The sequence below is a fragment of the Paenibacillus sp. SSG-1 genome (assembly GCF_002224835.1).
GTDB classification, from domain to species: Bacteria; Bacillota; Bacilli; order Paenibacillales; family Paenibacillaceae; genus Paenibacillus_AQ; species Paenibacillus_AQ favisporus.
In genome coordinates this window covers 1,112,922-1,134,348 of sequence record NZ_MBRK01000001.1, presented here as the reverse complement: position 1 = coordinate 1,134,348, position 21,427 = coordinate 1,112,922, and the positions used below count along the sequence as shown (strand labels likewise).

Genomic DNA, 21,427 nt, shown 5'->3' with positions numbered 1-21,427 from the left:
TTCCTGCATTCTCTTGGAACGACTCACTGCTGCGGGTGGACGTCCACCGTCACAAACGCGTCGTTTCCTGCGCTGAAGGTCAGCCGGAGCGGCTGCGGCCCGTCGGGAAGCTGCGACAGATAAGCCTTTTGCAGCACAAGGGTCGATCCTTCAAGTGTGTAATCCGTCTCTTTACGTAACTTCCCGGATTCATCCTGGACCGATACCAGCCGGTTGCCGTTCAGGCTCATCTGAAATTCAGTCTGGTCTCCGCCCCGGACGTAAGTCGCGGTCGCTGCCGATACAGCCGACTGCGCCGGAGGGAGGCCTGATGCCTGAAGCCCCATTTCGCCAAATGGAATGCCTTTAAGCTCCGGAATCCGGCTGAGCGCCTTGGCATTCCGCTTCAGCTGCAGGCCGCCTGCCGTTCCGTCCACCGGAACCAGTTCGGTCAGCTTGCCGACTGAGATGTTGTTCTCAAATGTTCCCAGTGCCATGTTCTGCTCGACCTCCCCCGTGATTGGACCGCTGCCCACAAAAACATTATTCCGCACCACGTTCCGCTTCGGAAGGAGCGGCTCGTCGTTCAAGATGTCCGGGAGCGTCGGGTAGCGTTTGCTCCAGATCTCGCCTTGATAAGGGACCTGATCGAACTTGCCCATCAACGAGTCGTAATTCTTTTCTCCCGGCTTATAGTTCCGTGCCATAAATGCAATCACATTTCCGGCATGGATGACAAGGTTGTTTTCGACGACGTTTTCCCGTCCATTGGCCAGCTTGAACGCCTGCTTGCCGATATCGGTGATGACGTTGCCGCGCATTTCCACACCGCTCATATAGTCGTCCAGATAAATAGCCGCGGTGGAGACCCGCAGATTGCTGGCCTTGATGTCGTGGATGTAATTGTAATTGATGGCATTGCCGCGCCATACGAAGCTTCTGCCCGAGTAAATGGCTGAGGCGTCGGCTGTTTCCTTGACCACATCGTAAATCTCGTTGTACGCGATCGTATGGTCGTTCCCCCGGAACTGAATGGCAAAATGGGGAGCATTATGCATCTTGTTATGCGTCACGCGGTTGCCGACTCCGTTGATTTCCACGGCCGAGGCGTACGTCAATTTGATCCGCGCATAGTTGCTGATGTCGTTGTTGTCCGCATAATTCCCGGCAGCCGTCAACGTTGCGGCATCTCCCCCGTTCAGGATCACACCCCCGTTCCCCATGCTGTAAATGCTGCAGCCGGATACGCCGTTGTTTTGTCCGCCGTCGATTTTGACCGCATAGCCGCCCATTTTGCTGATCTCCATATTGGAGATGAGGTTGCTGCCGCCGCCGGTCATCGTGATCGCGTTGCCCCGGCTTACTTCCAGGGCCATCCCTCTTAACGTCACGTTCGATACGTGATCCATCCGAATCATGTCCTGCGTGAAAGCGGATAGCTGGATTGTGATGCTATTCAGTGGGGCCGGAGGATACAGGTACAGCATGCCGTTCTCCCGGTTCAAATACCATTCGCCCGGCCGGTCGAGCTCTTCGAGGACGTTGTAGAAATAAAAACGCTGTCCGGCTTTCATCGCATAGCTGCTGCCCTTGAACGTTTCGATCCGCTTCTGCGCCTGGTCGATCGACTTGATCTGAAGGTCGTTGGTGAACCAGTCATTCCCCCAATACCCAAGCATCCAGGCATCCCGGAACGACTGCCAGGCATGCGGCATCTCATCCTTGAACGTAAAGGTGTAGCCCTTGCCGGCCGCTTCGTCCGCTTTGTCCACGACCTGATCGACTGTAGTGAAACCTGCGTTCGGCCACCGCGCCAGCGTCATGGCATTGCCGTTCACCCATAATTCCGGGGCGACGGCGAGGTTGTTCCCCAGCTCACCGTAGTCCGTAATGCCAAGGGACTTCAGGTCCAGCTGGACGATTTTGCCCCGGCCCTCCTGCGGAATTCTGCCCAGCACCTCAGGATCGGATACCGGGCGAAACTCCGACGGATTCAGCGTATCTCCGCCGACGAGGCTCACCTTCTCGCCATTGTAGGCCTGGTACGTAATCGGACCATCCTTCGTCCCCGAATCCTGCTCGTTCAGCTCGAATGTCCGGCTGAGACGGTATTCGCCGCCGCGGATCAGGACAGAAGCCCCGCCTGCGGGGAGCGTGTGATTCCGGATCATTCCGCGGATGACATCCCTGGCTTTTTCCAATGTTGCAAAAGGCTTCTGCTTCGATCCGTCATTGGCATCGCTGCCATTTTGGGCCACATACAGCATGGCCGGATGCTTCGCAGGAGCAGGGGCAGCTGCCGTATGTACCGAGGGAACAGACAAGCCGCTGCCGAACATCACGCCAATCGCCATCATCATTTTCAAGCCGGCGACCATTCTCATGAACTCCACCTCACATTTGCCCGGATTCCGCCGGTTGCCGGCGGTTCTCCTCATCATACAGCGCTTACAAGAGGGGCCGAAAGGGATTAGCCTAACCTGAATTGTTCTCAAACAAACAACTTGGTTCGAGCATAGGCTGTGCTTCAGGCATGAGGTTGGCATGGCCGTTCATCAGCAGATTCCGGTATTCGGAAGGGGAAGCGCCGTACTTTTTTTTGAAGGCCGCGGAAAAGTGGGACAAATCCTTAAAGCCGCTCTGGCCGGCGATTTCGGTAATCGCCAAATCCGGCGTCTCCAGCAGCTGCTGCGCATGCTCCAGCCTTCGCTCCTGAATATAACGCATCGGCGTCATGCCGAGATGCCTTTTGAACATCCGGATAAAATAGTTGGGGTGGAAATGCGCCTGCCGGGACAGCTCTTCGATCGTAAGATCCCCGGACAGATGCAGGTCGATAAAATGGAGCGTCTCCATCAGTTCCTTGGGTGAGACGGAAGCGTATTTCGCCCGTTGAAACCGCAGGGCCCGTTCGATAAAAAAGGCGATGATCGACAGCAGCGCGGATTGAATCCGGAGCGGTCCGGCGGGACCAGGATTCGCCCGGTGCTCTACCAGTTCTTGAAATCGGCTGCTCAGGTCGGCGGAATCCCCTGCCCAAACGGCATGCGGAAGGCCGTACAAATGGAACAAACGCCTCAAAGGGACATTGGAGCGAAAATGGCACCAATATTTCGTATACGGCGGTCCGGCGGTCACGGAATACGATTGCTCCAATCCGCCCGGGATCAGCACCAGCTCCCCCGCCTTGGGCCGAAGCTGCTTGTGGCCGACCTGCAACCATCCTTCCCCGTTGCATATGTAATACAGCTTGTCGTACGTTGGGGTAAACCGGAGCCGCTGCCAACCGGCATGGCAGACAGACCTCTTGGCGAGGAGCAGCTGAACGCGCAGCTGGGCCAGCTGCCGGCTCATGAATTGCTGGTGAATCGGATCCATGCTCATCCCCCTTCATCCGTAGGTTTAAGGTTCGTTTAATAGCATAAACCCGCTTCTGGGGACGATACAGGTGTTTTGTTATGGATTTGGAAGGAACGGCAAAAAAGGAGAAGAAAACAGCTTCTTCTCCTTAGTCCACGGCGGTAAACCGAACGAATCGGCAGTAGATATGCAATGAATCGGCTGCAATCGGTGCATGGTACTTCCCGTGCACCGATGCAGTGCCAAGCATGCCGGTGCAATGACGGCTAAGCTTCGTGGACTGCCTTGGCGAGGTTTTGAGCCGCGTACCGGTTGGCCGGGACCGGCAGCCCGAGATTCCCGCGCAGCGTATCGCTTTCGTACTCCGTCCGGTACAGGCCCCGCGCCTGAAGGATCGGCACCACGAGATCGACGAAATCGGCCAGACCGTTCGGCACCACGGTCCGGACATTGAAGCCGTCGGCCGCCCCTTCTTCAAACCATTCCTGAATCAGGTCAGAGACCCGCTCCGGCGTACCGATAAATGAGGTGCGCGGGGTCGAAGCCCGCAGCGCCACTTCGCGGAGCGTGAGCCCCTGCTCCCTGGCTTCCTGCTTGATTTTGTCCGTCGTGCTGCGGAAGCTGTTGCTGCCCAAATCACCGATGTCCGGGAACGGCTCGTCCAAGGGGAATTGCGAAAAGTCGAAATGGTCGAAATAACGTCCCAAGTAATTCAGCGCCTGATCGATCGAAACGAGCTCCGCAATCTCGCGGTATTTCCGCTCCGCCTCCTCCTCAGTGCGCCCGACGATCGGCCCGATTCCCGGGAAGATCAGCAGCTCCTCCGGCTTGCGGCCGTACGATGCGGCTCGCCCTTTGACGTCCTGGTAGAAAGCGCGTGCTTCCTCCAGCGTCTCGTGCGCGGTATAAATCGCGTCCGCGGTGCGGGCCGCCAAATCCCTGCCGGACTCGGAGGATCCGGCTTGAAAGATGACCGGATGCCCCTGCTTTGACCGTGCGATGTTGAGCGGCCCCTGCACGGAAAAGTGCTTGCCTTGATGGTGCAGCGTATGCAGCTTGGACGGGTCGAAAAATACCCCTGCCGCCTTATCCCCGACAAACGCGTCATCCTCCCAGGAATCCCACAGTCCTTTGACAACCTCCACATGTTCCTCGGCGATTTCGTACCGCAGGGAATGCTGGGGGTGCTCTCCCTTGCCGAAATTGAGCGCAGAGCCCTCCAGCGGCGAGGTGACCACATTCCAACCCGCTCTGCCCCCGCTTAATTTATCGATAGAAGCGAACTGCCGGGCCACGGTGAACGGCTCGCTGTAGGACGTGGACAGGGTGGCTACGAGGCCGATATTCGTCGTCACGGCCGACAGGGCGGACAACAGGGTCAGCGGCTCGAACCGGTTCAGAAAATGAGGATTGGACTTCTCGTTAATGTACAAACCGTCTGCGATGAACAGCAAATCGAATTTCCCCTCTTCCGCCTTCAGCGCCTGCTGCTTGTAAAACTCCAGGCTTACGCTAGCGTCGGTGGGAATAGAGGGATGCCTCCAGAAAGAAATGCTGTTGCCGACGCCATTGAGATTTGCACCCAGCTTTAATTGCCTTATGGTCATCGTACAGCCTCCTCCGGCCGGCTGAGGACCAGCTCGCCTTCGATCGCCTGGGGATCACGGAGCAAATTGAAAATCGGGCAGACCCGTTCGACAGCCTCGTGCAGCGCCTGCAGCGTCTCCTCGCTTTCGTCTGATTCAATGATCAGCCGGTAGCGGATGTCATGCGGGTAGATAGGAATATGCTCGTATCCGGGTCTTCCCGCCAGCGGATGCATCTGCGCCTCCACTTCAACTTCCAAGCTGTGCAGGGACACCTCGCGTTCCGCGGCTTGAATGAGCGTAATATGCGTCAGGCAGCTGCCGAGCACGCCGAGCTGAAGTTCAGGTGACGAAGGCCCCAGGTCATAGCCGGCAAAGTCAGGCGGACTATCGCTGATCACCCGGTAATCCCGGATCCGGATTTCGCGCACCCCGCTTCTTCCCTTGGCCGACACTTTGGCACGCAGCGTGTTGACGGCCTGCGCCGGCTCCGCTTCGGCCTTTGCTCGCCGGAGCAGCAGCGCATTCCTCTTTTGCTTCAAATACTCATTCAGATCAGCCATATTGGACTTCGCCTCCCACTGATTTTTTCCGCCATGCCACCAACGGAATTTTCTATAAATCCTATAAGAAAAGTAGTAATTATAAATATAGGGGAACTCCAGCGGCTTGTGTAATAGAAAAATCCAATTCGCGCATGCAAAATTTAAATCCAAACAAAAAAGGCCGCCGTAAACGACGACCCAATGATCTAGCCTATTTGGGACAAACCTTAATTTTGTAGCGATAGCTTTCTCACGGTGTTCACCCGCCATGCTCGGCCTAAAGTGCGTATTCCTTCAAAAGCTTTTCCGTCGTTTCCGCATCCGGCTGCTCTTCAACACCTGTATGCTGCGCCTTCCAGCAGGCCAGGCATTGCTCCTCGGTCGTGCACTCGTAAGCTTTCGGACAGGTATAGCAGCAGTGGATCATAAATGTCGTCAGGTCGCGGAGTTGATTGATCTCGGTCATCACCGTTCACCTCTTCTCGTGATAGGACTGCTCATCCAGGTCATGATGCGAAAGACTGCCAGAGTTGTGAAACACTTCACATCATCAGGCGGAAGAGGGCCGGGCCTCCAAAGTTATAATGCTTGAAAGTCCGGCATGCATGCTCTTTTCGGCTTCCCCCTGCAGTTTCATTATATATCCGAACACAAACTGAAACTGTGACCTATTTTACACTTGCGGCGTTCAAACGCTATTTTTCGAAAAATAACCGGATTTCCCTGCGCGCATGCTCCGGCGAATCGGATCCGTGGATGACATTCTCTTCAACGGCCAGCCCGAAGTCGCCACGGATCGTGCCGGGAGGCGCCTCAGCCGGATTGGTGGGACCGATGAGGGAACGCGCGTTAGCCACCGCTTCCTTCCCTTCCACGATCATGGCAAAAACCGGTCCGGACGTAATGTAATCGACCAGTTCTTCAAAGAACGGCTTGTCCTGAAGATGGCCGTAATGCACGCGCGCCGTTTCCCGGGAAATTTCCATGATCTCGCCGCGCAGCAGACGGAGTCCCTTCTTCTCAAAGCGGCTGACGATTTCGCCGACCAGCCCCCGCCGGACGCCGTCGGGTTTAATCATGACGAATGCTTTTTCGCTCATCGTTGTCATCTCCTTCTTGCCCCCATCTTACGGGTTAAGCCGGAAAAAAGAAGTGAGATTTCTCACAGTTTCGCCGTTGATTTCGGCAGCGTCAACGTTACTGTCGTTCCGCTTCCCGGCGCGGAGTCGATCCGGAGACGGCCGCCGGCTATCCGTGCCCGCTCCGCCATACTGAAGCGTCCCACTCCTTGGGTTGGCAGAGACGGCTCGAAACCGGCCCCCTGGTCGCTGATGCGCACGGCAACCTCCTCTTCTTGCTCCCAGATCTCCACCTCAGCCTCGGAAACGTCGGCATACTTGGCGATATTGGTCAGCGCCTCCTGAATGACCCGGTAGATCACGGTTTCCTTCTGGATATCCAGACGCTTGCGCAAATTGCATTCAAAAGCAACCTTGATCCCATAATGGGATGCATAGTTTTCGATATAAGTCCGGATCGCAGGGACGATGCCGAGGTCATCCAAAACGGACGGCCGCAGTTCCCAGGCGAGCCCCCGGACTTCCTCGATGACCCCCGCGACATGCTCGCGGATCCCGCGAAGATCCTCTTTCTCAGGCTCAGGGGAGGCAATGGCCCGGTCCAGCTGGATCAGCAGGGAAAACAAGCTCTGCCCGATGCCGTCATGGAGCTCGCGCGAAAATTTGCGCCGCTCTTCTTCCTGAATGGTCATGACCTTGGCCAGCGTTTCCTGCAGCTCTTCCTCCACCTTTTTCAGGCGGGTGACTTCGTTGCGGATGGCCAAATATTGATAAGGCGTCCCGTCCTCGCCTATGAACGGGACGATCGTCGTGTTCACCCAATAATAAGTCCCGTCTTTGGCCCGGTTCCGGATATCTCCGGTCCAGACCCGCCCGGAGGAGATGGTGCTCCACAAGTCGCGCATAAACGCTTTGGAATGCGTCCCCGAGTTGATGATCCGGTGGTCCTGGCCCAAGAGCTCGGAGCGGTCATATTTCGAGATTTCGCAAAATTTATCGTTGACGTATTGGATCCTCCCCCGGTGATCGGTCACCGCCACGATCGACGACTCGTCCAGGGCGAATTTGACGTCCGCCAGCTGTTTCAGCGATTCCCGCAAGTCCGTGCGGAACCGGGATTCCGGGAGCTGCTCATCGAGCTGGGACAGAAGCGACTCAACATGCTCGGCGATGATCTTACTGCCGGGTTCCGGTTGTTTATTCAAATTGCAGCAGCCCCTTCTTCATGGCGTATTTGATCAGCTCCGGCCGGGTTTTGAGCCCCAGCTTCTCCATCAGATTGCTCTTATGCGTCTCGACGGTCTTGACGCTGATCACGAGCTGCTCGGCGATTTCTTTGTTGGCATAGCCCATGGCCGTCAGCGACAAGACCTCCTTCTCGCGTTCCGAGAGGCCGTCGAACAGATCGGTGCTCTCGCCCCTCCGCATCTGCTCCACATACTCGTTCATCAGCCGCTTCGTCGCCGTCGGGTACAAATAGGCGTCGCCTCCGGCGACCGTGCGGATCGCGGTAAGCAGCTCTTCATGGGGCGCGCTCTTGAGCACATAGCCCGCGGCGCCGGCATGAATCGCCCGGAACAAGTATTCGTCGTCGTCATGCATGGTCAGAATGAGAACCGCCACGTCCGGCAGCTGCTGCTTCAGCTCGGTCGCCGCCGTTAACCCGTCCTTCCCGTGAGGCATGCTTAAGTCCATCAGGACAACGTTCGGCTGATGCTCAAGGGCCATGCGGATGCCTTCGTCCCCTTCGGATGCTTCAGCCGCCACTTCAATGTCGGGCGCCGCGCTCAGCAGCATGCGAAGCCCGGACCGGACCATGGCATGGTCGTCCACAATGATAATGTTGATCATAGCGTCCTCCTTTTGCTCTTATGATCTAATCATATCATTTCTTGCCGGGTTCACAGGAACTTCTTCCGGATAACGCGGACTTGATCCACGCCGTCTCCGTCTTGGCATATGCCCTGCCATCCCGTCTCCCTAGCAATAGAATACCGCTGCTGGCAGTGGAATGGCCAGTGGTTACCGGAAAAGCCATGCCGGAGAGCAGCTTTTCGGCGAGCATGACCGGACATTCTTCACGCATGAACGGATTCTCCTCTTCGTGAGCCGTATATACCGTCCCATGGCGCATCACCATGCCGCCCAAACCAACGCCGGGCTTGATCGTCATCTGCCGCACCCGGACATTGCTGCCCCCCAGGATGCGGTCCCATCCCATCCTGCGGGAGCTGCCGGCCGGCTGCGCGTAAGCGATGAAATCGCTTCCGCTTTTCAGGCGAATCCATTCCAGCCGGCGGTCAAATTCGTCGTCTGTCCCTGCCCTTTCCATGCATATCCCCCTCTATCGAGTCGTGCGCTTCATGAACATCGATATTCCTATTTTCCCAATAGTTCTAGTTCTATTGAAAATAGAAACGTCTAGCGACATACATTCTATGAATCCAGACCGTGTTTAGTTGAAGTTTTTTTGCGAGATCAGGATGCTTAGCCTCGTAAGTTTATATTTTCTGATTTCTAATAAAAAGCCCGCTTGTTTGTATGTAAGGGGACCCCCCGATTCCCGCTCAGGGAGCTGCCACCTACATATGCAAAACGGCCGGCCAGCTTGGTTTGTAATTGGCGCTCACTCCTTACGGAATGCCTGCTGTGCAGCAAAAGGAAGACCAGGCAGCAGCTGCCCGGTCTTCCCCACTCCGGTCCGGATTACATACGGCATATTTCTTTCGGACAGTTCTCGCACCGGCAAATATCCCGCAGATAGTGAAGGTCCTTGATGATAATATGGCCGTCCTCGGTTTCGATCACGTCTTCCTTTTTCAAATCGCTCAGCATCCGGTTCACGCTTTCGCGCGTGGCCCCGATCATGTCGGCCATTTCGGAATTGTTGATTTTCAAATCGATATAGACGCCTTCTTCCCGCTCTGTTCCATACGAATTCCCAAGCCGAATCAGCAGCGAACAGAGCGCTCCCGTCTTGCCGAACATCATTAGATCGCGGAATTTGGTTTGCGTCAAACGATGCATCAGACCCATCCATTTCATGAACTCAACGGCCAGATCGCCGTGCTGCCAGAGCAGAACCTCCAGGTCTTTACGCTGAATGACCCCGACTTTGGCATCCTCCATGACCTCGGCGCTGAAGCTATGCACCGAATCCTGGAACGGATCCATCTGTCCGACCAGATCCCCTTCATGATGAAGGTACAGCGTCAACGCCCGCCCGCTGTCCGAGGTCTTCGTCGTTCTCACCCGGCCCTCGATGATGAAATACAGCTTGCCGGCCGGATCGCCTTCCCAGAACAGGCAGCTGCCCTTTTCCACGCTGCGCTTATACATGATGCTTTCCAGCTTCTCGAAGCTCTCTTGCGACAGCAGCGGCTCCAAACCCTCCCGGCGATGCTTCGCCTGTGTCCCCGTCACGGTCTGCCCCATCGTTCATTTCCCCTTCCGCACATCTTTGCCTTTATCATAACCCGTCAGGATGGATTAACCTATCGGGGGATGCACTGATTTTTCATAGGGGTGACTCCCCTAGATCCTATGAGAAAAATCACAGCCTAACTCGGTAAGTCGCTTAGGGCAGCCCCGTCAACGGAACGTCGCAGCGCTGAGGAAATATCCGGACGGATTCGGATGGAACCGTGGGACAGAGAAGATTCCGGCGAACGATTCGGAAATAGGGCCGGGGCTAAGGGTTGCCGCATCCTGTTCCGGACTCTCTGCTCCCTATTATGGCCGGGACGCCGCAACCCTCCGCGCCGCCTCGATCAGCTCTCTTGCACGCTCCACCTCGCGGTCCGTTGGCGTAGGCACGCCGTCCAACGCGTACGGGCGGCCTAACTGCTGCCATTTGTATACGCCCATCCGGTGATAGGGCAGCAGCTCGACTTTCTCCACATTGCGCAGGTGTCCGATAAATTCCCCCAGCAGCGTCAGATCTCCTGCCTGATCGGTGATGCCCGGAATCAGAACATGTCTAATCCATACCGGTTTTCCGATGGCGGACAGCCATGCCGCAAATTTCAGGATCCGGTCATTCGGCTGGGAGGTCAGCCGCTCATGCTTCTCATTGTTCAGCTGCTTCAGATCGAGCAGGACCAGATCCGTATACTGCATCAGCTCGCCTGCATGAGACGGTTCGCAGAAACCCGAGCTGTCGAGCGCCGTATGCAGGCCGAACCGCTCCTTGCAAGCCTTGAACAGCTGCGCCACAAAAGGCGCCTGAAGCGTCGGTTCGCCTCCCGTCACCGTGATGCCGCCACCCGAGCTTTTATAGTAAGGCACATAGGGTTCGATTTCCCGGAGAATATCCTCGACGGTAACCTGGCGTCCTCCCTTCGTATCCCATGTATCGGGGTTATGGCAAAATTGGCACTGCAGCGCGCAGCCCTGCATGAACAGGACGAAGCGGATGCCCGGTCCGTCCACCGTACCGAAGGTGTCCATGGAATGTATTCTGCCTTTCATGCGGGCCACGCTCCTCTCTTGATGACAACTTTTGATTTCATTGCTTTATTGCTCTGCGAATCGTAACGGCCGTTCAGATCTCTCCGTGGAACGTCCGGCTGATGACATCCAGCTGCTGCTCCCGCGTCAGCTTGATGAAGTTGACCGCATACCCGGATACCCGGATGGTCAGCTGCGGATAGTTCTCCGGATGCTCCATTGCATCCAGCAGCTGCTCGCGGTTAAAGACGTTGACATTCAGATGATGTCCGCCGCTTGCGGTATAGCCGTCCAGCAGCGCCGCCAGGTTGCTGTGTCTGGCCGCGTCCTCTTTGCCGAGCGCCTTCGGAATGATCGAGAATGTATTGGAAATGCCGTCCAGGCTGTGCTCATAAGGGATTTTGGCGACCGAAGCCAGCGAAGCGAGCGCGCCTTTGCGGTCGCGTCCGTGCATCGGGTTCGCGCCCGGTGCAAACGGCTGTCCGGCCTTGCGGCCGTCCGGCGTGCTGCCTGTCTTCTTGCCGTATACGACGTTTGACGTAATCGTCAGAACCGACATGGTCGGAATCGCGCCGCGGTACGTCTTATGCTTGCGCAGCCGGTTCATGAACCCTTCCGCCAGCTCCACGGCGAGCTGGTCGACCCGGTCGTCGTTGTTGCCGTATTGCGGATACTCGCCTTCGATTTCAAAATCGACCGCGATCCCTTTTTCGTTGCGAATCGGGCGAACCTTCGCGTAACGAATGGCGCTCAGGCTGTCGGCCACGACCGACAGGCCGGCGATGCCGCAGGCCATCGTCCGGACAATATCCCGGTCATGAAGGGCCATTTCAATGCGCTCGTAGCAGTATTTGTCATGCATATAATGGATCACGTTCAGCGTGTTGATGTACAATTTCGCCAGCCAATCCTGGATGACGTCGAACTTTGCTTTCACTTCCTCATAGTCCAGCACCTCGGACGTGATCGGCGCGATGGCCGGTCCGACCTGGGCGCCGCTCTTCTCGTCGACGCCGCCGTTGACGGCATACAAGAGCGCCTTGGCCAGATTGGCCCGGGCTCCGAAGAACTGCATCTGCTTGCCGATCCGCATCGCGGATACGCAGCAGGCGATGCCGTAATCGTCGCCGAAGTGCGGACGCATCAGGTCGTCGTTTTCGTACTGGATCGAACTGGTCTCGGCCGACACTTTGGCGCAGAACTTCTTGAAGTTCTCCGGCAGCTGCGCCGACCACAGCACCGTCAAGTTCGGCTCGGGCGCAGGTCCCAGGTTGTAGAGGGTATGCAGGAAGCGGAAGGAGTTCCGCGTCACGCGCGTTTTGCCGTCAAGCCCCATGCCGCCGACCGACTCGGTCACCCATGTCGGATCGCCGCTGAACAGCTCGTTGTAATCCGGCGTGCGCAAAAATTTGACGATCCGCAGCTTCATGACGAAATGGTCGACGATCTCCTGCGCCAGGCTCTCCGTCAGCGTGCCTTCCGCGAGGTCGCGTTCGATATATATGTCCAGGAAGCTGGATACCCGGCCAAGGCTCATCGCCGCTCCGTTCTGCTCCTTAATGGCTGCCAGATAAGCGAAGTAGAGCCACTGCACCGCCTCTTTGGCGTTCATCGCGGGTCTCGAGATATCATGTCCGTAAGATGCGGCCATCGCCTTCAGCTCGCCGAGGCTTCGGATCTGTTCGGACAGCTCTTCGCGCAGCCGGATGACGTCTTCGCTCATCGCATCGACTTCGAGCTGGAGCAGCTCCTCCTTCTTGCCTTGGATGAGGCGGTCGACGCCATACAGCGCCACGCGGCGGTAGTCGCCGATAATCCGGCCCCGTCCGTAGGCATCCGGAAGGCCCGTGATAATGCCGGCCTTGCGGGCTGCGCGCATCTCGGACGTATAGGCGTCGAACACGCCTTGGTTATGCGTCTTGCGCAGATCGGTAAAAATACGCTCCAGTTCCGGGTTCAATTGATACCCGTACGCATTGCAGGCATCGACGACCATCCGGATGCCGCCGAACGGCTGAACGGCACGCTTAAGCGGTGCGTCGGTCTGCAATCCGACGATGGTTTCCTTGTCCTGGTCGATGTATCCCGCTGCATGCGAGGTTATGGTGGAGACCGTGTTCACGTCCACGTCGTGAATGCCGCCCCGCTCCCGCTCTTCCTTTAACAGCTGGCTGACCTGCTTCCACAGATCCAGCGTGTTCTCCGTTGGCGGCGCAAGGAACTGCTCATCGCCCTCATACGGTGTGAGATTGCGCCCGATAAATGAATTGACGTCAATATTTTTCTGCCAGCTGCCTCCCGCAAAACCGCGCCATGCCTCCTCGAATCCAGCCCGGTTCTTTACTTCGCTTTCTTTCATCGCCATGATCAAGCACCTCCGTTTTCTATGCTTTCATGTTACTTTTTTCACAGGTTAAAGACAGTGATTTTTCTCACTCTTTTTACTTTTCTCACCATCTTCGCTGCCGTTATTTTTATTTGAACGATCTAGATGCTTTCCCTTCGTCAGCCAAAAATTCGGTCAGCGCATCTCCCCAAGCATCTTCGAGTGTGCGAACAAAGCCGCCGTCCATGCCTTGATACCCGAAATCCGTTTCCGCAACCGTCAGATAACGAAGCTGGCGAACCAGACCATCAGCTTCCGTATGGCCGCTCTCCAGAAACTGCCCAAAATACACGGCGCAGGAGCGATCATAAATACCGTGAAGCGGATGGAGCCTGCCGCCGATCATCGGCAGGACGGCGTCGAGCCCGTCCTCCAGCCTCAGCGCCATCAGCTCAGCGGCGTCGGCCGAGGGATACGGCATGTGGCAGCCGATAATCCACACGGCCCGGTGTTTAGACAGGGAGAGGCCCGCGTGCATGCCGCCAAGCATTCCTTTTCCGACATAATAATCCGTAATGATCCGGATATCCCGGTCCACCTGGCGAAGCAGCGGCCGGGGATCGTCCGTCACGATCGTAATCTCGCCGCAGCACTTCCGCATTTCACGGATCTGCCGCTGCAGCAGCGTTTCTCCTTGAATCATCCGGAATAGGGTAGGTGCGCCTTTCGTAGAACCATGATTGCCGCCTGCCAAAATAACGCCGGACAGCATATGAATCACTCCTTTCCACTGCGATCAACGCACATCACGATTCTGAGACAAGAAGGCTGCCGACGCTTTCGGTCGGCAGCCGGCTGGATCATGCGGTGCAGCTCCTAGAATTTGCCGTAGAAGGCGTTCCGGTAAACGTCCGCCAGTTCACTGACCAGCGGCATCCGCGGGTTGGCCGTCGTGCACTGATCTTCGAACGCACGGTCGGCCAAATAATCCACTTTAGCCTCGAAATCGGCCGGGTCAAAGCCGAGATCCTGGAATTTCTCAGGAATGCCCAGCGACTGGTTCAACTTGCGCACCGCCTCGATCAGGCTGTTGACACCTTCCTCCGTATTCCGGGACGGCAGGCCGAGCATCCGGGCGATTTCCGCATAGCGCAGGTCGGCCACGAAATGGTTGTATTTCGGGAAGGACGCGAACTTCGTCGGTTTCTGCGCATTGTACCGGATGACATGCGGCATCAGGATCGCATTCGTCCGCCCGTGGGCCGTATGGTACTGGCCGCCCCACTTGTGGGCCAGGCTGTGGTTGATGCCGAGGAAGGCGTTGGCAAACGCCATGCCGGCAATCGTCGACGCGTTATGCATCTTCTCCCTGGCCAGCGGATCCGCCGTGTGGAAGGACTTTTCCAGATTTTCAAACACCAGCCGGATCGCATGAAGCGCAAGCCCGTCAGTGTAATCGCTCGCCATGACGGAAACGTACGCCTCGATGGCATGCGTGAGGACGTCCATGCCGGTGTCGGCCACCGCCGTTTTCGGCAGGCTGTACACGAATTGCGGGTCGATGATCGCCACGTCCGGCGTCAGCTCGTAATCGGCGAGCGGATACTTCGTATTCCCTTCCTTCTTGTCCGTGATGACCGCAAAAGAAGTCACTTCCGAGCCGGTGCCCGAAGTGGTCGGGATCGCGACAAACTGTGCCTTTTCGCCAAGCCGCGGATACTTATAGACCCGCTTGCGGATATCCATGAACTTCTGCTTCAGCGAGTGGAAGCTGGTGTCCGGATATTCGTAGAAGAGCCACATCGCCTTGGCCGCATCCATCGGGGAGCCGCCGCCAAGTGCGATAATGCAGTCGGGCTTAAAGCTCTCCATCAGTCTCGTGCCGCGCTCTACCGTCTCGACGGACGGATCTGGCTCCACGTCGGAGAACACTTCGATCGCTACCGGATTGACGCGTTTGCGCAGGTAGTACTCCACCTTCTCGACGTATCCCAGCTTGACCATCATCTCGTCGGTGACGACCAGCACACGGGAAATGTTCGGCATTTTCTCAAGGTACTGCGTCGCGCCCTTCTCAAAATAGACCTTCGGCGGAACCTTGAACCACTGCATGTTGACCGTCCGGTAAGCCACGCGTTTCACGTTGATCAGGTTCACCGACGTGACGTTGGACGTCGTCGAGTTGTGTCCGTACGAACCGCAGCCGAGCGTCAGGGACGGCAGGTTCGTGTTGTAGATGTCGCCGATCGCCCCGTGCGTCGAAGGCGAGTTGACGATCACGCGCCCGGTCTGCAGGCGGTTGGCGAACGCCTGGATGACGGCATCATCGTTCGAATGGATGACGGACGAGTGTCCCATGCCGCCGAATTGGACCACTTCGGCCGCGCGCTCGATGCCCTGCGCCGCCGTCTTGACCTTATAGCAGGCAAGCACCGGGCTCAGCTTCTCTGCGGACAGCGGGTAGGCCGGACCGACGCCTGCCAGCTCGGCCACGAGGATTTTGGTATCCTGCGGCACCTGAATGCCGGACATTTCAGCGATTTTTACCGCCGGCTGGCCGACGATGACCCCGTTTACCGCGCACTTCTCGCTGTTGATGACCAGCTTGGACACGGCCTCGGTTTCAGCCTTGTTCAGGAAGTAGCAGCCGCTGTCCTTCATCAGCTTCCGGACCTGGTCGTACACCGGCTCCTCGATAATGACGGCCTGCTCGGAAGCGCAGATCATGCCGTTGTCGAACGTCTTTGAGAGAATCAAGTCGGTGACGGCCTGCTTTAAATCCGCAGACTGCTCAATGAAGCAGGGAACGTTGCCCGGTCCGACGCCAAGCGCAGGTTTGCCCGTGCTGTATGCGGATTTCACCATCGCCGAGCCTCCGGTTGCCAGCACGAGCGCCACGTCGGGGTGGTTCATCAGCAGCTGCGTCGCTTCCAGGGACGGCGTTTCAATCCACTGCACGCAGTGCTCCGGCGCGCCGGCCGCGATTCCGGCGTCACGCAGCGTGCGGGCCGCTTCTGCGCTGCACTTTTGGGCGGAAGGGTGGAAGGCAAAGATGATCGGATTGCGCGTCTTCGTTGCGATCAGCGTCTTGAACATGGTCGTGGACGTCGGGTTCGTCACCGGGGTAACACCGGCGATGATGCCGACCGGCTCGGCGACCTTCTTGTAGCTCTCAAACGCGTTCTCCTCGATAACGCCGACCGTCTTGTCATGCTTGATGCTGTGATAGATGTATTCCGTCGCGAATATATTCTTGGTGATTTTGTCCTCGTAGACGCCCCGGCCGGTCTCCTCGACCGCCATCTTCGCGAGCGGCATGTGCCGGTCCAAACCGGCCAGCGCCATCGCCTGTACGATTTCGTCAATTTCCTCTTGATTCATGTTCAGGTACGCTTCCTGCGCCTTCCTGGCGCGGGCAACCAATCGGTTCACTTCTTCTTGGGCGGAGTTCTTTGTTTCCAGCTTGCTTTCTTTAACAGCCATCGTTTTCTCCTCCTTGGAGACCTTTGCCGGTCCCTCATCTCCTTGATGAGTTCATCCTACTGGAACCCCAGGGGGGCTAACTATGACATTACTCACATCGATCTATAAATTTTTTACGGCCCGAAAAATGCGGTGCTTAGGCGCTTTTCCCGAAATTCTATCGTCTAGACAAAAAAATACCGAATGGAGTTATGGCTCTCCATTCGGCGCAAAGGAATAGCAGTTAGGAGTCATCAATACTTGAAGACAACAAACCTGGCTTAATCAGCAAAGAGGTGCCCGTAAGTGCCGTCCGCCCTGCGGTAAACGACTTCCTCACGGTTGGTATCCCGGTTCAAGAACAGATGGAAGCTGTGGTCCAGCAAATTCATCTGCAGCACGGCCTCCTGCAGATCCACCGGCTTCATCACGAGCCGCTTTTCTTTTGCAATGACAAAGGCTTCCTCCGGCGCTTCCGGTTCCGGCTGTCCGCCGTCCTGAATGCCGGCGCCGACCGCGCGTCCGTGGCTGCGCAGTTTGCGGCGCGCCCGCTCCTTGTACTTGCGGAGCTTGCGGTCCAGCTTATCCGCGGCCTGGTCAATGGCGGCATACATGTCCGCATCCTTCACTTCGACCCGAAAGACCATGCCGTGATAGGGAATGGTAGCTTCAACGACATGCTCCTGTTTCCGGGCCTGCAGCAGCAGGGTGACGTGAATGGTCACCGTCTCGTCAAACCAGGATTGAGCCGAACCGATCTTCTGCTCGGTATACGCCTGGAGTGCCGGTGTCACTTCAAAATGTTTGCCATGAATGTGTGTAGCCATGGGATCTGCCTCCTTCAACGGGAAAGGACTCTTGCATGACTATATTGTAAAACGCCTGGGCACCCTGCGCTGTGAAAAATATCACACCAACACGGAAACGTCATGCGTCCCCGCGCATGACTGATCCATGACGCAAGTCGGCCATTTACACGTGCTTGGTCTGTTTTCGCGGCAGCCGGTGCATGTGCTGGTTTTTTTGCACTTTCTCCCTCACCATGAGCAGCGCAAACGAGCCGGCAAACCAGCCTATAAGTCCCAGCATCAGGCTGGGCCACCAGGCGCCGGTTATTTTCAGGGCATACCAGACCGTCACGACGCAGACAGCACAGCCGGTCATCCCGTATACCGAACCTCTGGCCACCGCGGCCGCCTTTTCCGAGCCCTGGCTGAGGCCCACCATCAGCACGGCGACGACCATCACCGCGGGAAACGCCGCAAAAATACCGCCAAGGGCCTTCCACGGCAGCAAGACCGACGCCACATAGCTCAATACGACCGCCAGGCCGCCCAACACGAACCGAAGCAGCAGCTCCCGTAATTTCATTTCCTGTTTCCCCCTTTACAAGCTGAATAGCACATAGGATATCGTGAACGAAACGAGCAGCCAGCCGCCTACGGACAAGGTCAGCCCCTTCTTCCATCCTTTGCTGGTGCACAAGTAGCCTGCCGCCGCGGCGCACGCCACATTAATCGCCATCCCGATTAAAGCGCCTTGGGACAGATCGATGGAATGGGCGACCAGTTCACGGGAACCGTAATCGAACCTCATCGTCAGCAGCGCTGCCAGAAAAACGGCGGGAAACGCGGCAAAAATGCCGCCGACAGCTCCTCCTGCGCGTTTGGCAATAAGCGATGCCGCCACCACGGCTGCACCTCCCAGAAGGAACCGCAGCAAAATGCCTATCAGCGATAGATGAGCCAGAGCCATGTCCAATCTCCCCCGTCTGTTTTTGTGAAAATAATCACTAACTCAACCGAACCCATCATAGCACAGGGCCGGATCAGGTTCTGTAATCTGCATCACAGCCATGCCCAGGACAGGAATAAAATGCATGTCCATGCCAGCAGCTCTTGAATACGGAAGCTGGCGCCGAAATCGCCGATGCTCTGCCGCGGATCTGCTTCGGGCTGCTCGAGACCGTAGGCCTCCCTTAGCCGCTTCGCTTCCTCATCCGAAAGCTTAGGGGATACAGCCGGACTTGTGACGACGGATATGGGGGGATGTTTCGTAAGTATCGCCCCTTCCCAGGACGATAAACCCGAAGCTAGAACTACACCCGAATTTGCCGGTAACCAAAGGGCGCAAATCAGCATCAAGGCAAAGATTTTTGGGATCATGACAACTCTCCATTTACACAAGGTTAACGTCAGCGACGGCTGCAAGCCGCCATCTTGAAACTATTATAATCGTAGACGAGCTCTGTGGCACACGGATTCTATGAAAAAAATCGAACCCATCAGCTTTACCCCCGAACGGCCGCCGTATTGCCGGCATAAGCACTAAAAAGATCCTTGGCATGATTGCCAGGATCTTTTTATCCACTGCTCCCACGGGGTTTCACAGGTTCAGCAGATTTTCGCTTGTTAAAGGCTTATCGAACTAGAGACAATCCTCATTTCATTGTGGTAACATTTAACAAAAATAGAATCGGAGGAACTCACTAATCTATGCTAAAGTACATCGCTTTACCTATCATCTTTGCCGTTTGTTTTGTTCTGATCCAAACCGGCATTCAGACAGGCCTCGGCATGTATATGACCCAAAAACATACGGCGAACATGATGGCCGCCTATGATCCAAACGGTGCGGAACCCCTGCCGTCCACGGTTGAATTCGGGTCCGACCGTCCGTGGATTACACCGCAAAAAATAACGGTATGGTTGATCTCTCTCGTGATTTCGGCCGCCGCTGTGTTCCTGTTTCACCGGCTTGTGTTCAAAACATGATGGCGGCCTCGGCCGCGCTGACGATCAGGATCGCGCAATAGAATCGGCAAGCTGATCCTTCATCAAACGCAGCTCTTCATCGTCCGGATCCAGCGCTAACGCCAAATCAACGATGGCCGCGGCTCCGTCCGGTTCGCTCTGATTACAGGCGAGCAGGAAACCGAATAACAACATCGATGCCATCGTTAATGGAAATTTCCTCATGTCGCTCTTTCCTGCTGCCGCCCGGCCGATTCTGAATCCGCCAATCCGTCATGTTCAACCGTAGATAACAGCTCTTCATTTCGGACCTCTAATAGATACTCCTTATACACGCGGTCCCTGCCGCCATGCTGGTCGTACCAGTTCTGTATCCGCTGTACGTGTTCCTTGTCGCTTCTTATTTTAGCCTCAATTTCTTCATACTGATCGCGGCTGTCATATTCCCAAATCGCAAAAATTTCGGTTGTGAATTCATCACGAGGCACCATCCATCTTCCGATCAGGCGGGTGCCGTGCTTCATTTGATTCGGTAAATTGGTTTCATTAAAATGGCGGTTGAAAACGTCCACAAATTCATTTTTCACAATGTAAAATTTTCTGCGGTAAAACATCCGTTCACTTCCTTCCAGATTATTCAACCCAAACTTTTCGATCCTCAAAATACTGAAATTCGATCCAAAGCCGATCATACTACTTTTTTAGCTCTTCTCGCTGCATACTGTCTCGTAATAAGGCCATTCTCTCGCCTCCTTCGACTCGTCTATGATTATAAACGCCTACCGGAGTGCAAACGTTATGTTTTTGCTGGGGCATGCCTTTTATTTATGGTAAAATAAAACATTATCGTTCAAGAAACGGAGGGCCAGGACTTATGGAAAAGCGGCTGGATAAGTTATAACGTGCCTCAGGCCGAGAGTGCTGTTCCCTTCGGATTCGCGGACCGCCTTCCTTCAAGGATGACAATGCAGAACTAGAATATAGGGGAGGTTGAGGGCAAAATGCGAAGTGAGCAAGAAATGATGAAGCTGCTTTTGGATTATGCAAAACACGATGACCGGGTTCGATTGGTGACCCTGGAAGGATCGCGCACCAACACAAATATCCCTTCGGATGCATTCCAGGATTACGACATTTCTTATTTTGTAACCGAGATGGATTCGTTCAAGGAGCATGACGGGTGGCTAGATTTTTTGGGAAACCGCATCATGATGCAAAAACCTGAGGATATGGAGCTGTTTCCGCCGGAACTGGGCAATTGGTTTTCCTATCTAATTCATCTGGAAGACGGCAATAAAGTCGACTTGACCCTGATTCCAATCAATGAGGTGGAGAACTATTTCACCCAAAGCGACGGTTTGGTCGAAGTGTTGCTGGATAAGGATGCTCTCATTACAAATGAGGTGATCGCGGATGACCGCCAGTATTGGATTAAGAAGCCTACGGCCAGGGAGTTCGATGATTGCTGCAATGAGTTCTGGATGGGATCAACTTACGTGGTCAAAGGATTGGCGCGAAAAGAAATCCTGTTTGCCATCGACCACTTGAACGAGATCGCCCGGCCCAATTTGCTGAGAATGATGGCTTGGCAAATTGGCTCAGAGCACGGGTTTACCTTTAGCGTAGGAAAAAATTATAAATTTATCGACCGTTACCTTCCCGATGAAGATTGGGAGACTCTGCTGTCAACCTACGCGGAGAACGGTTACGAGCACATGTGGAAGTCTTTATTCACTTGTTACGGGCTTTTCAGAAAATATTCCAAAGCGGTGGCTAGCCGTCTCGGATATCCGTATCCCGATTACGACGAAGCCATTTCAAAGTATACGGAAAATGTTTATTCTACAATAAAGTAAACGTACCCGTCCCTGATTCATTACACCCCTTC

The 21,427-nt window shown here is 55.7% G+C and carries 22 protein-coding genes; 2 read left to right on the top strand and 20 right to left on the bottom strand.

From position 1 onward, the window contains the following. Positions 1-23: 23 nt before the first annotated feature. From BCV73_RS05330 to BCV73_RS05245, 18 genes are all read right to left on the bottom strand, one after another. On the bottom strand, positions 24-2,363 hold the full coding sequence (locus BCV73_RS05330) for a X2-like carbohydrate binding domain-containing protein (protein ID WP_179231896.1): 2,340 nt from the start codon (positions 2,361-2,363) through the stop codon (positions 24-26). A 91-nt stretch (positions 2,364-2,454) separates the two neighbouring features. Continuing rightward, positions 2,455-3,357, bottom strand: a complete 903-nt coding sequence (locus BCV73_RS05325; protein WP_179231895.1) for a helix-turn-helix transcriptional regulator — start codon at positions 3,355-3,357, stop codon at positions 2,455-2,457. Positions 3,358-3,605: 248 nt separating this feature from the next. Then, the gene (locus BCV73_RS05320) at positions 3,606-4,946 is read right to left on the bottom strand and encodes an LLM class flavin-dependent oxidoreductase (protein ID WP_089546360.1); all 1,341 of its coding nucleotides are present in this window, start codon (positions 4,944-4,946) and stop codon (positions 3,606-3,608) included. Continuing rightward, positions 4,943-5,488, bottom strand: a complete 546-nt coding sequence (locus tag BCV73_RS05315) for an OsmC family protein (RefSeq protein ID WP_076168781.1) — start codon at positions 5,486-5,488, stop codon at positions 4,943-4,945. Before BCV73_RS05315 ends, BCV73_RS05320 begins: the two co-directional genes overlap by 4 nt. Positions 5,489-5,747: 259 nt before the next feature. Beyond that, a complete protein-coding gene (locus BCV73_RS05310) occupies positions 5,748-5,936 on the bottom strand; it encodes a hypothetical protein (RefSeq protein ID WP_076168783.1) in 189 nt (62 codons plus the stop codon). A gap of 229 nt (positions 5,937-6,165) precedes the next feature. Continuing rightward, a complete protein-coding gene (ndk, locus tag BCV73_RS05305; RefSeq protein WP_089546359.1) occupies positions 6,166-6,570 on the bottom strand; it encodes a nucleoside-diphosphate kinase in 405 nt (134 codons plus the stop codon). Between the two features lie 62 nt (positions 6,571-6,632). Next, complete coding sequence (locus BCV73_RS05300; protein WP_089546358.1) at positions 6,633-7,754, bottom strand: sensor histidine kinase; 1,122 nt, start codon at positions 7,752-7,754, stop codon at positions 6,633-6,635. Then, positions 7,747-8,400, bottom strand: coding sequence for a response regulator transcription factor (locus BCV73_RS05295; protein ID WP_076168789.1), 654 nt, complete (start codon positions 8,398-8,400; stop codon positions 7,747-7,749). The genes BCV73_RS05300 and BCV73_RS05295 overlap by 8 nt, the downstream gene beginning before the upstream one ends. A 34-nt stretch (positions 8,401-8,434) precedes the next feature. After that, entirely contained in the window at positions 8,435-8,881 is a 447-nt protein-coding gene (locus tag BCV73_RS05290; protein ID WP_089546357.1) for a hypothetical protein, read from the bottom strand. Between the two features lie 374 nt (positions 8,882-9,255). Then, positions 9,256-9,984: a Crp/Fnr family transcriptional regulator gene (locus BCV73_RS05285; protein ID WP_089546356.1), complete on the bottom strand. Its 729-nt coding sequence runs from the start codon at positions 9,982-9,984 to the stop codon at positions 9,256-9,258. A gap of 297 nt (positions 9,985-10,281) precedes the next feature. After that, positions 10,282-11,019, bottom strand: a complete 738-nt coding sequence (gene pflA / locus BCV73_RS05280; protein ID WP_089546355.1) for a pyruvate formate-lyase-activating protein — start codon at positions 11,017-11,019, stop codon at positions 10,282-10,284. A gap of 73 nt (positions 11,020-11,092) precedes the next feature. Further along, a complete protein-coding gene (pflB, locus tag BCV73_RS05275) occupies positions 11,093-13,363 on the bottom strand; it encodes a formate C-acetyltransferase (RefSeq protein ID WP_089546354.1) in 2,271 nt (756 codons plus the stop codon). A 109-nt stretch (positions 13,364-13,472) separates the two neighbouring features. After that, entirely contained in the window at positions 13,473-14,096 is a 624-nt protein-coding gene (gene mobA / locus BCV73_RS05270; protein WP_089546353.1) for a molybdenum cofactor guanylyltransferase, read from the bottom strand. Positions 14,097-14,200: 104 nt separating this feature from the next. Continuing rightward, positions 14,201-16,807, bottom strand: coding sequence for a bifunctional acetaldehyde-CoA/alcohol dehydrogenase (gene adhE, locus BCV73_RS05265; RefSeq protein ID WP_089546352.1), 2,607 nt, complete (start codon positions 16,805-16,807; stop codon positions 14,201-14,203). A gap of 260 nt (positions 16,808-17,067) precedes the next feature. Beyond that, the gene (hpf, locus tag BCV73_RS05260) at positions 17,068-17,613 is read right to left on the bottom strand and encodes a ribosome hibernation-promoting factor, HPF/YfiA family (RefSeq protein WP_089546351.1); all 546 of its coding nucleotides are present in this window, start codon (positions 17,611-17,613) and stop codon (positions 17,068-17,070) included. A 145-nt stretch (positions 17,614-17,758) separates the two neighbouring features. After that, positions 17,759-18,157: a DUF3147 family protein gene (locus BCV73_RS05255; protein WP_089546350.1), complete on the bottom strand. Its 399-nt coding sequence runs from the start codon at positions 18,155-18,157 to the stop codon at positions 17,759-17,761. Positions 18,158-18,172: 15 nt separating this feature from the next. Further along, positions 18,173-18,535, bottom strand: a complete 363-nt coding sequence (locus BCV73_RS05250; protein WP_089550108.1) for a DUF3147 family protein — start codon at positions 18,533-18,535, stop codon at positions 18,173-18,175. Positions 18,536-18,633: 98 nt separating this feature from the next. Next, positions 18,634-18,951, bottom strand: a complete 318-nt coding sequence (locus BCV73_RS05245; RefSeq protein WP_089546349.1) for a hypothetical protein — start codon at positions 18,949-18,951, stop codon at positions 18,634-18,636. 330 nt (positions 18,952-19,281) lie between these two features. Between BCV73_RS05245 and BCV73_RS05240 the strand changes: the two genes are divergently transcribed. Beyond that, on the top strand, positions 19,282-19,560 hold the full coding sequence (locus BCV73_RS05240; protein WP_089546348.1) for a hypothetical protein: 279 nt from the start codon (positions 19,282-19,284) through the stop codon (positions 19,558-19,560). Positions 19,561-19,584: 24 nt separating this feature from the next. Here BCV73_RS05240 and BCV73_RS05235 read toward each other — a convergent pair whose 3' ends face one another. Together BCV73_RS05235 and BCV73_RS05230 are read right to left on the bottom strand one after the other, a co-directional pair. Continuing rightward, positions 19,585-19,764, bottom strand: coding sequence for a hypothetical protein (locus tag BCV73_RS05235; protein WP_089546347.1), 180 nt, complete (start codon positions 19,762-19,764; stop codon positions 19,585-19,587). Further along, positions 19,761-20,153 carry an NIPSNAP family protein gene (locus BCV73_RS05230; RefSeq protein ID WP_089550107.1) on the bottom strand — a complete coding sequence of 131 codons (393 nt, stop codon included), beginning with the start codon at positions 20,151-20,153 and terminating at the stop codon, positions 19,761-19,763. The genes BCV73_RS05235 and BCV73_RS05230 overlap by 4 nt, the downstream gene beginning before the upstream one ends. A 387-nt stretch (positions 20,154-20,540) precedes the next feature. On the opposite strand from BCV73_RS05230, the gene ant(6) reads away from it, so the two are divergent. Then, positions 20,541-21,395, top strand: coding sequence for an aminoglycoside 6-adenylyltransferase (ant(6), locus tag BCV73_RS05225; RefSeq protein ID WP_089546346.1), 855 nt, complete (start codon positions 20,541-20,543; stop codon positions 21,393-21,395). Positions 21,396-21,427: the final 32 nt, after the last annotated feature.

What these genes read in the sequence shown, in the direction of transcription:
- BCV73_RS05240 (WP_089546348.1), top strand. Translation starts at nt 19,282, where the DNA reads ATGCTAAAGTACATCGCTTTACCTATCATCTTTGCCGTTTGTTTTGTT.
- ndk (WP_089546359.1), bottom strand. Translation starts at nt 6,570, where the DNA reads ATGAGCGAAAAAGCATTCGTCATGATTAAACCCGACGGCGTCCGGCGG.
- BCV73_RS05295 (WP_076168789.1), bottom strand. Translation starts at nt 8,400, where the DNA reads ATGATCAACATTATCATTGTGGACGACCATGCCATGGTCCGGTCCGGG.
- BCV73_RS05235 (WP_089546347.1), bottom strand. Translation starts at nt 19,764, where the DNA reads ATGAGGAAATTTCCATTAACGATGGCATCGATGTTGTTATTCGGTTTC.
- hpf (WP_089546351.1), bottom strand. Translation starts at nt 17,613, where the DNA reads ATGGCTACACACATTCATGGCAAACATTTTGAAGTGACACCGGCACTC.
- BCV73_RS05320 (WP_089546360.1), bottom strand. Translation starts at nt 4,946, where the DNA reads ATGACCATAAGGCAATTAAAGCTGGGTGCAAATCTCAATGGCGTCGGC.
- BCV73_RS05310 (WP_076168783.1), bottom strand. Translation starts at nt 5,936, where the DNA reads ATGACCGAGATCAATCAACTCCGCGACCTGACGACATTTATGATCCAC.
- BCV73_RS05245 (WP_089546349.1), bottom strand. Translation starts at nt 18,951, where the DNA reads ATGATCCCAAAAATCTTTGCCTTGATGCTGATTTGCGCCCTTTGGTTA.
- BCV73_RS05290 (WP_089546357.1), bottom strand. Translation starts at nt 8,881, where the DNA reads ATGGAAAGGGCAGGGACAGACGACGAATTTGACCGCCGGCTGGAATGG.
- BCV73_RS05315 (WP_076168781.1), bottom strand. Translation starts at nt 5,488, where the DNA reads ATGGCTGATCTGAATGAGTATTTGAAGCAAAAGAGGAATGCGCTGCTG.
- BCV73_RS05325 (WP_179231895.1), bottom strand. Translation starts at nt 3,357, where the DNA reads ATGGATCCGATTCACCAGCAATTCATGAGCCGGCAGCTGGCCCAGCTG.
- mobA (WP_089546353.1), bottom strand. Translation starts at nt 14,096, where the DNA reads ATGCTGTCCGGCGTTATTTTGGCAGGCGGCAATCATGGTTCTACGAAA.
- BCV73_RS05330 (WP_179231896.1), bottom strand. Translation starts at nt 2,363, where the DNA reads ATGAGAATGGTCGCCGGCTTGAAAATGATGATGGCGATTGGCGTGATG.
- BCV73_RS05255 (WP_089546350.1), bottom strand. Translation starts at nt 18,157, where the DNA reads ATGAAATTACGGGAGCTGCTGCTTCGGTTCGTGTTGGGCGGCCTGGCG.
- adhE (WP_089546352.1), bottom strand. Translation starts at nt 16,807, where the DNA reads ATGGCTGTTAAAGAAAGCAAGCTGGAAACAAAGAACTCCGCCCAAGAA.
- pflB (WP_089546354.1), bottom strand. Translation starts at nt 13,363, where the DNA reads ATGGCGATGAAAGAAAGCGAAGTAAAGAACCGGGCTGGATTCGAGGAG.
- pflA (WP_089546355.1), bottom strand. Translation starts at nt 11,019, where the DNA reads ATGAAAGGCAGAATACATTCCATGGACACCTTCGGTACGGTGGACGGA.
- BCV73_RS05285 (WP_089546356.1), bottom strand. Translation starts at nt 9,984, where the DNA reads ATGGGGCAGACCGTGACGGGGACACAGGCGAAGCATCGCCGGGAGGGT.
- BCV73_RS05230 (WP_089550107.1), bottom strand. Translation starts at nt 20,153, where the DNA reads ATGTTTTACCGCAGAAAATTTTACATTGTGAAAAATGAATTTGTGGAC.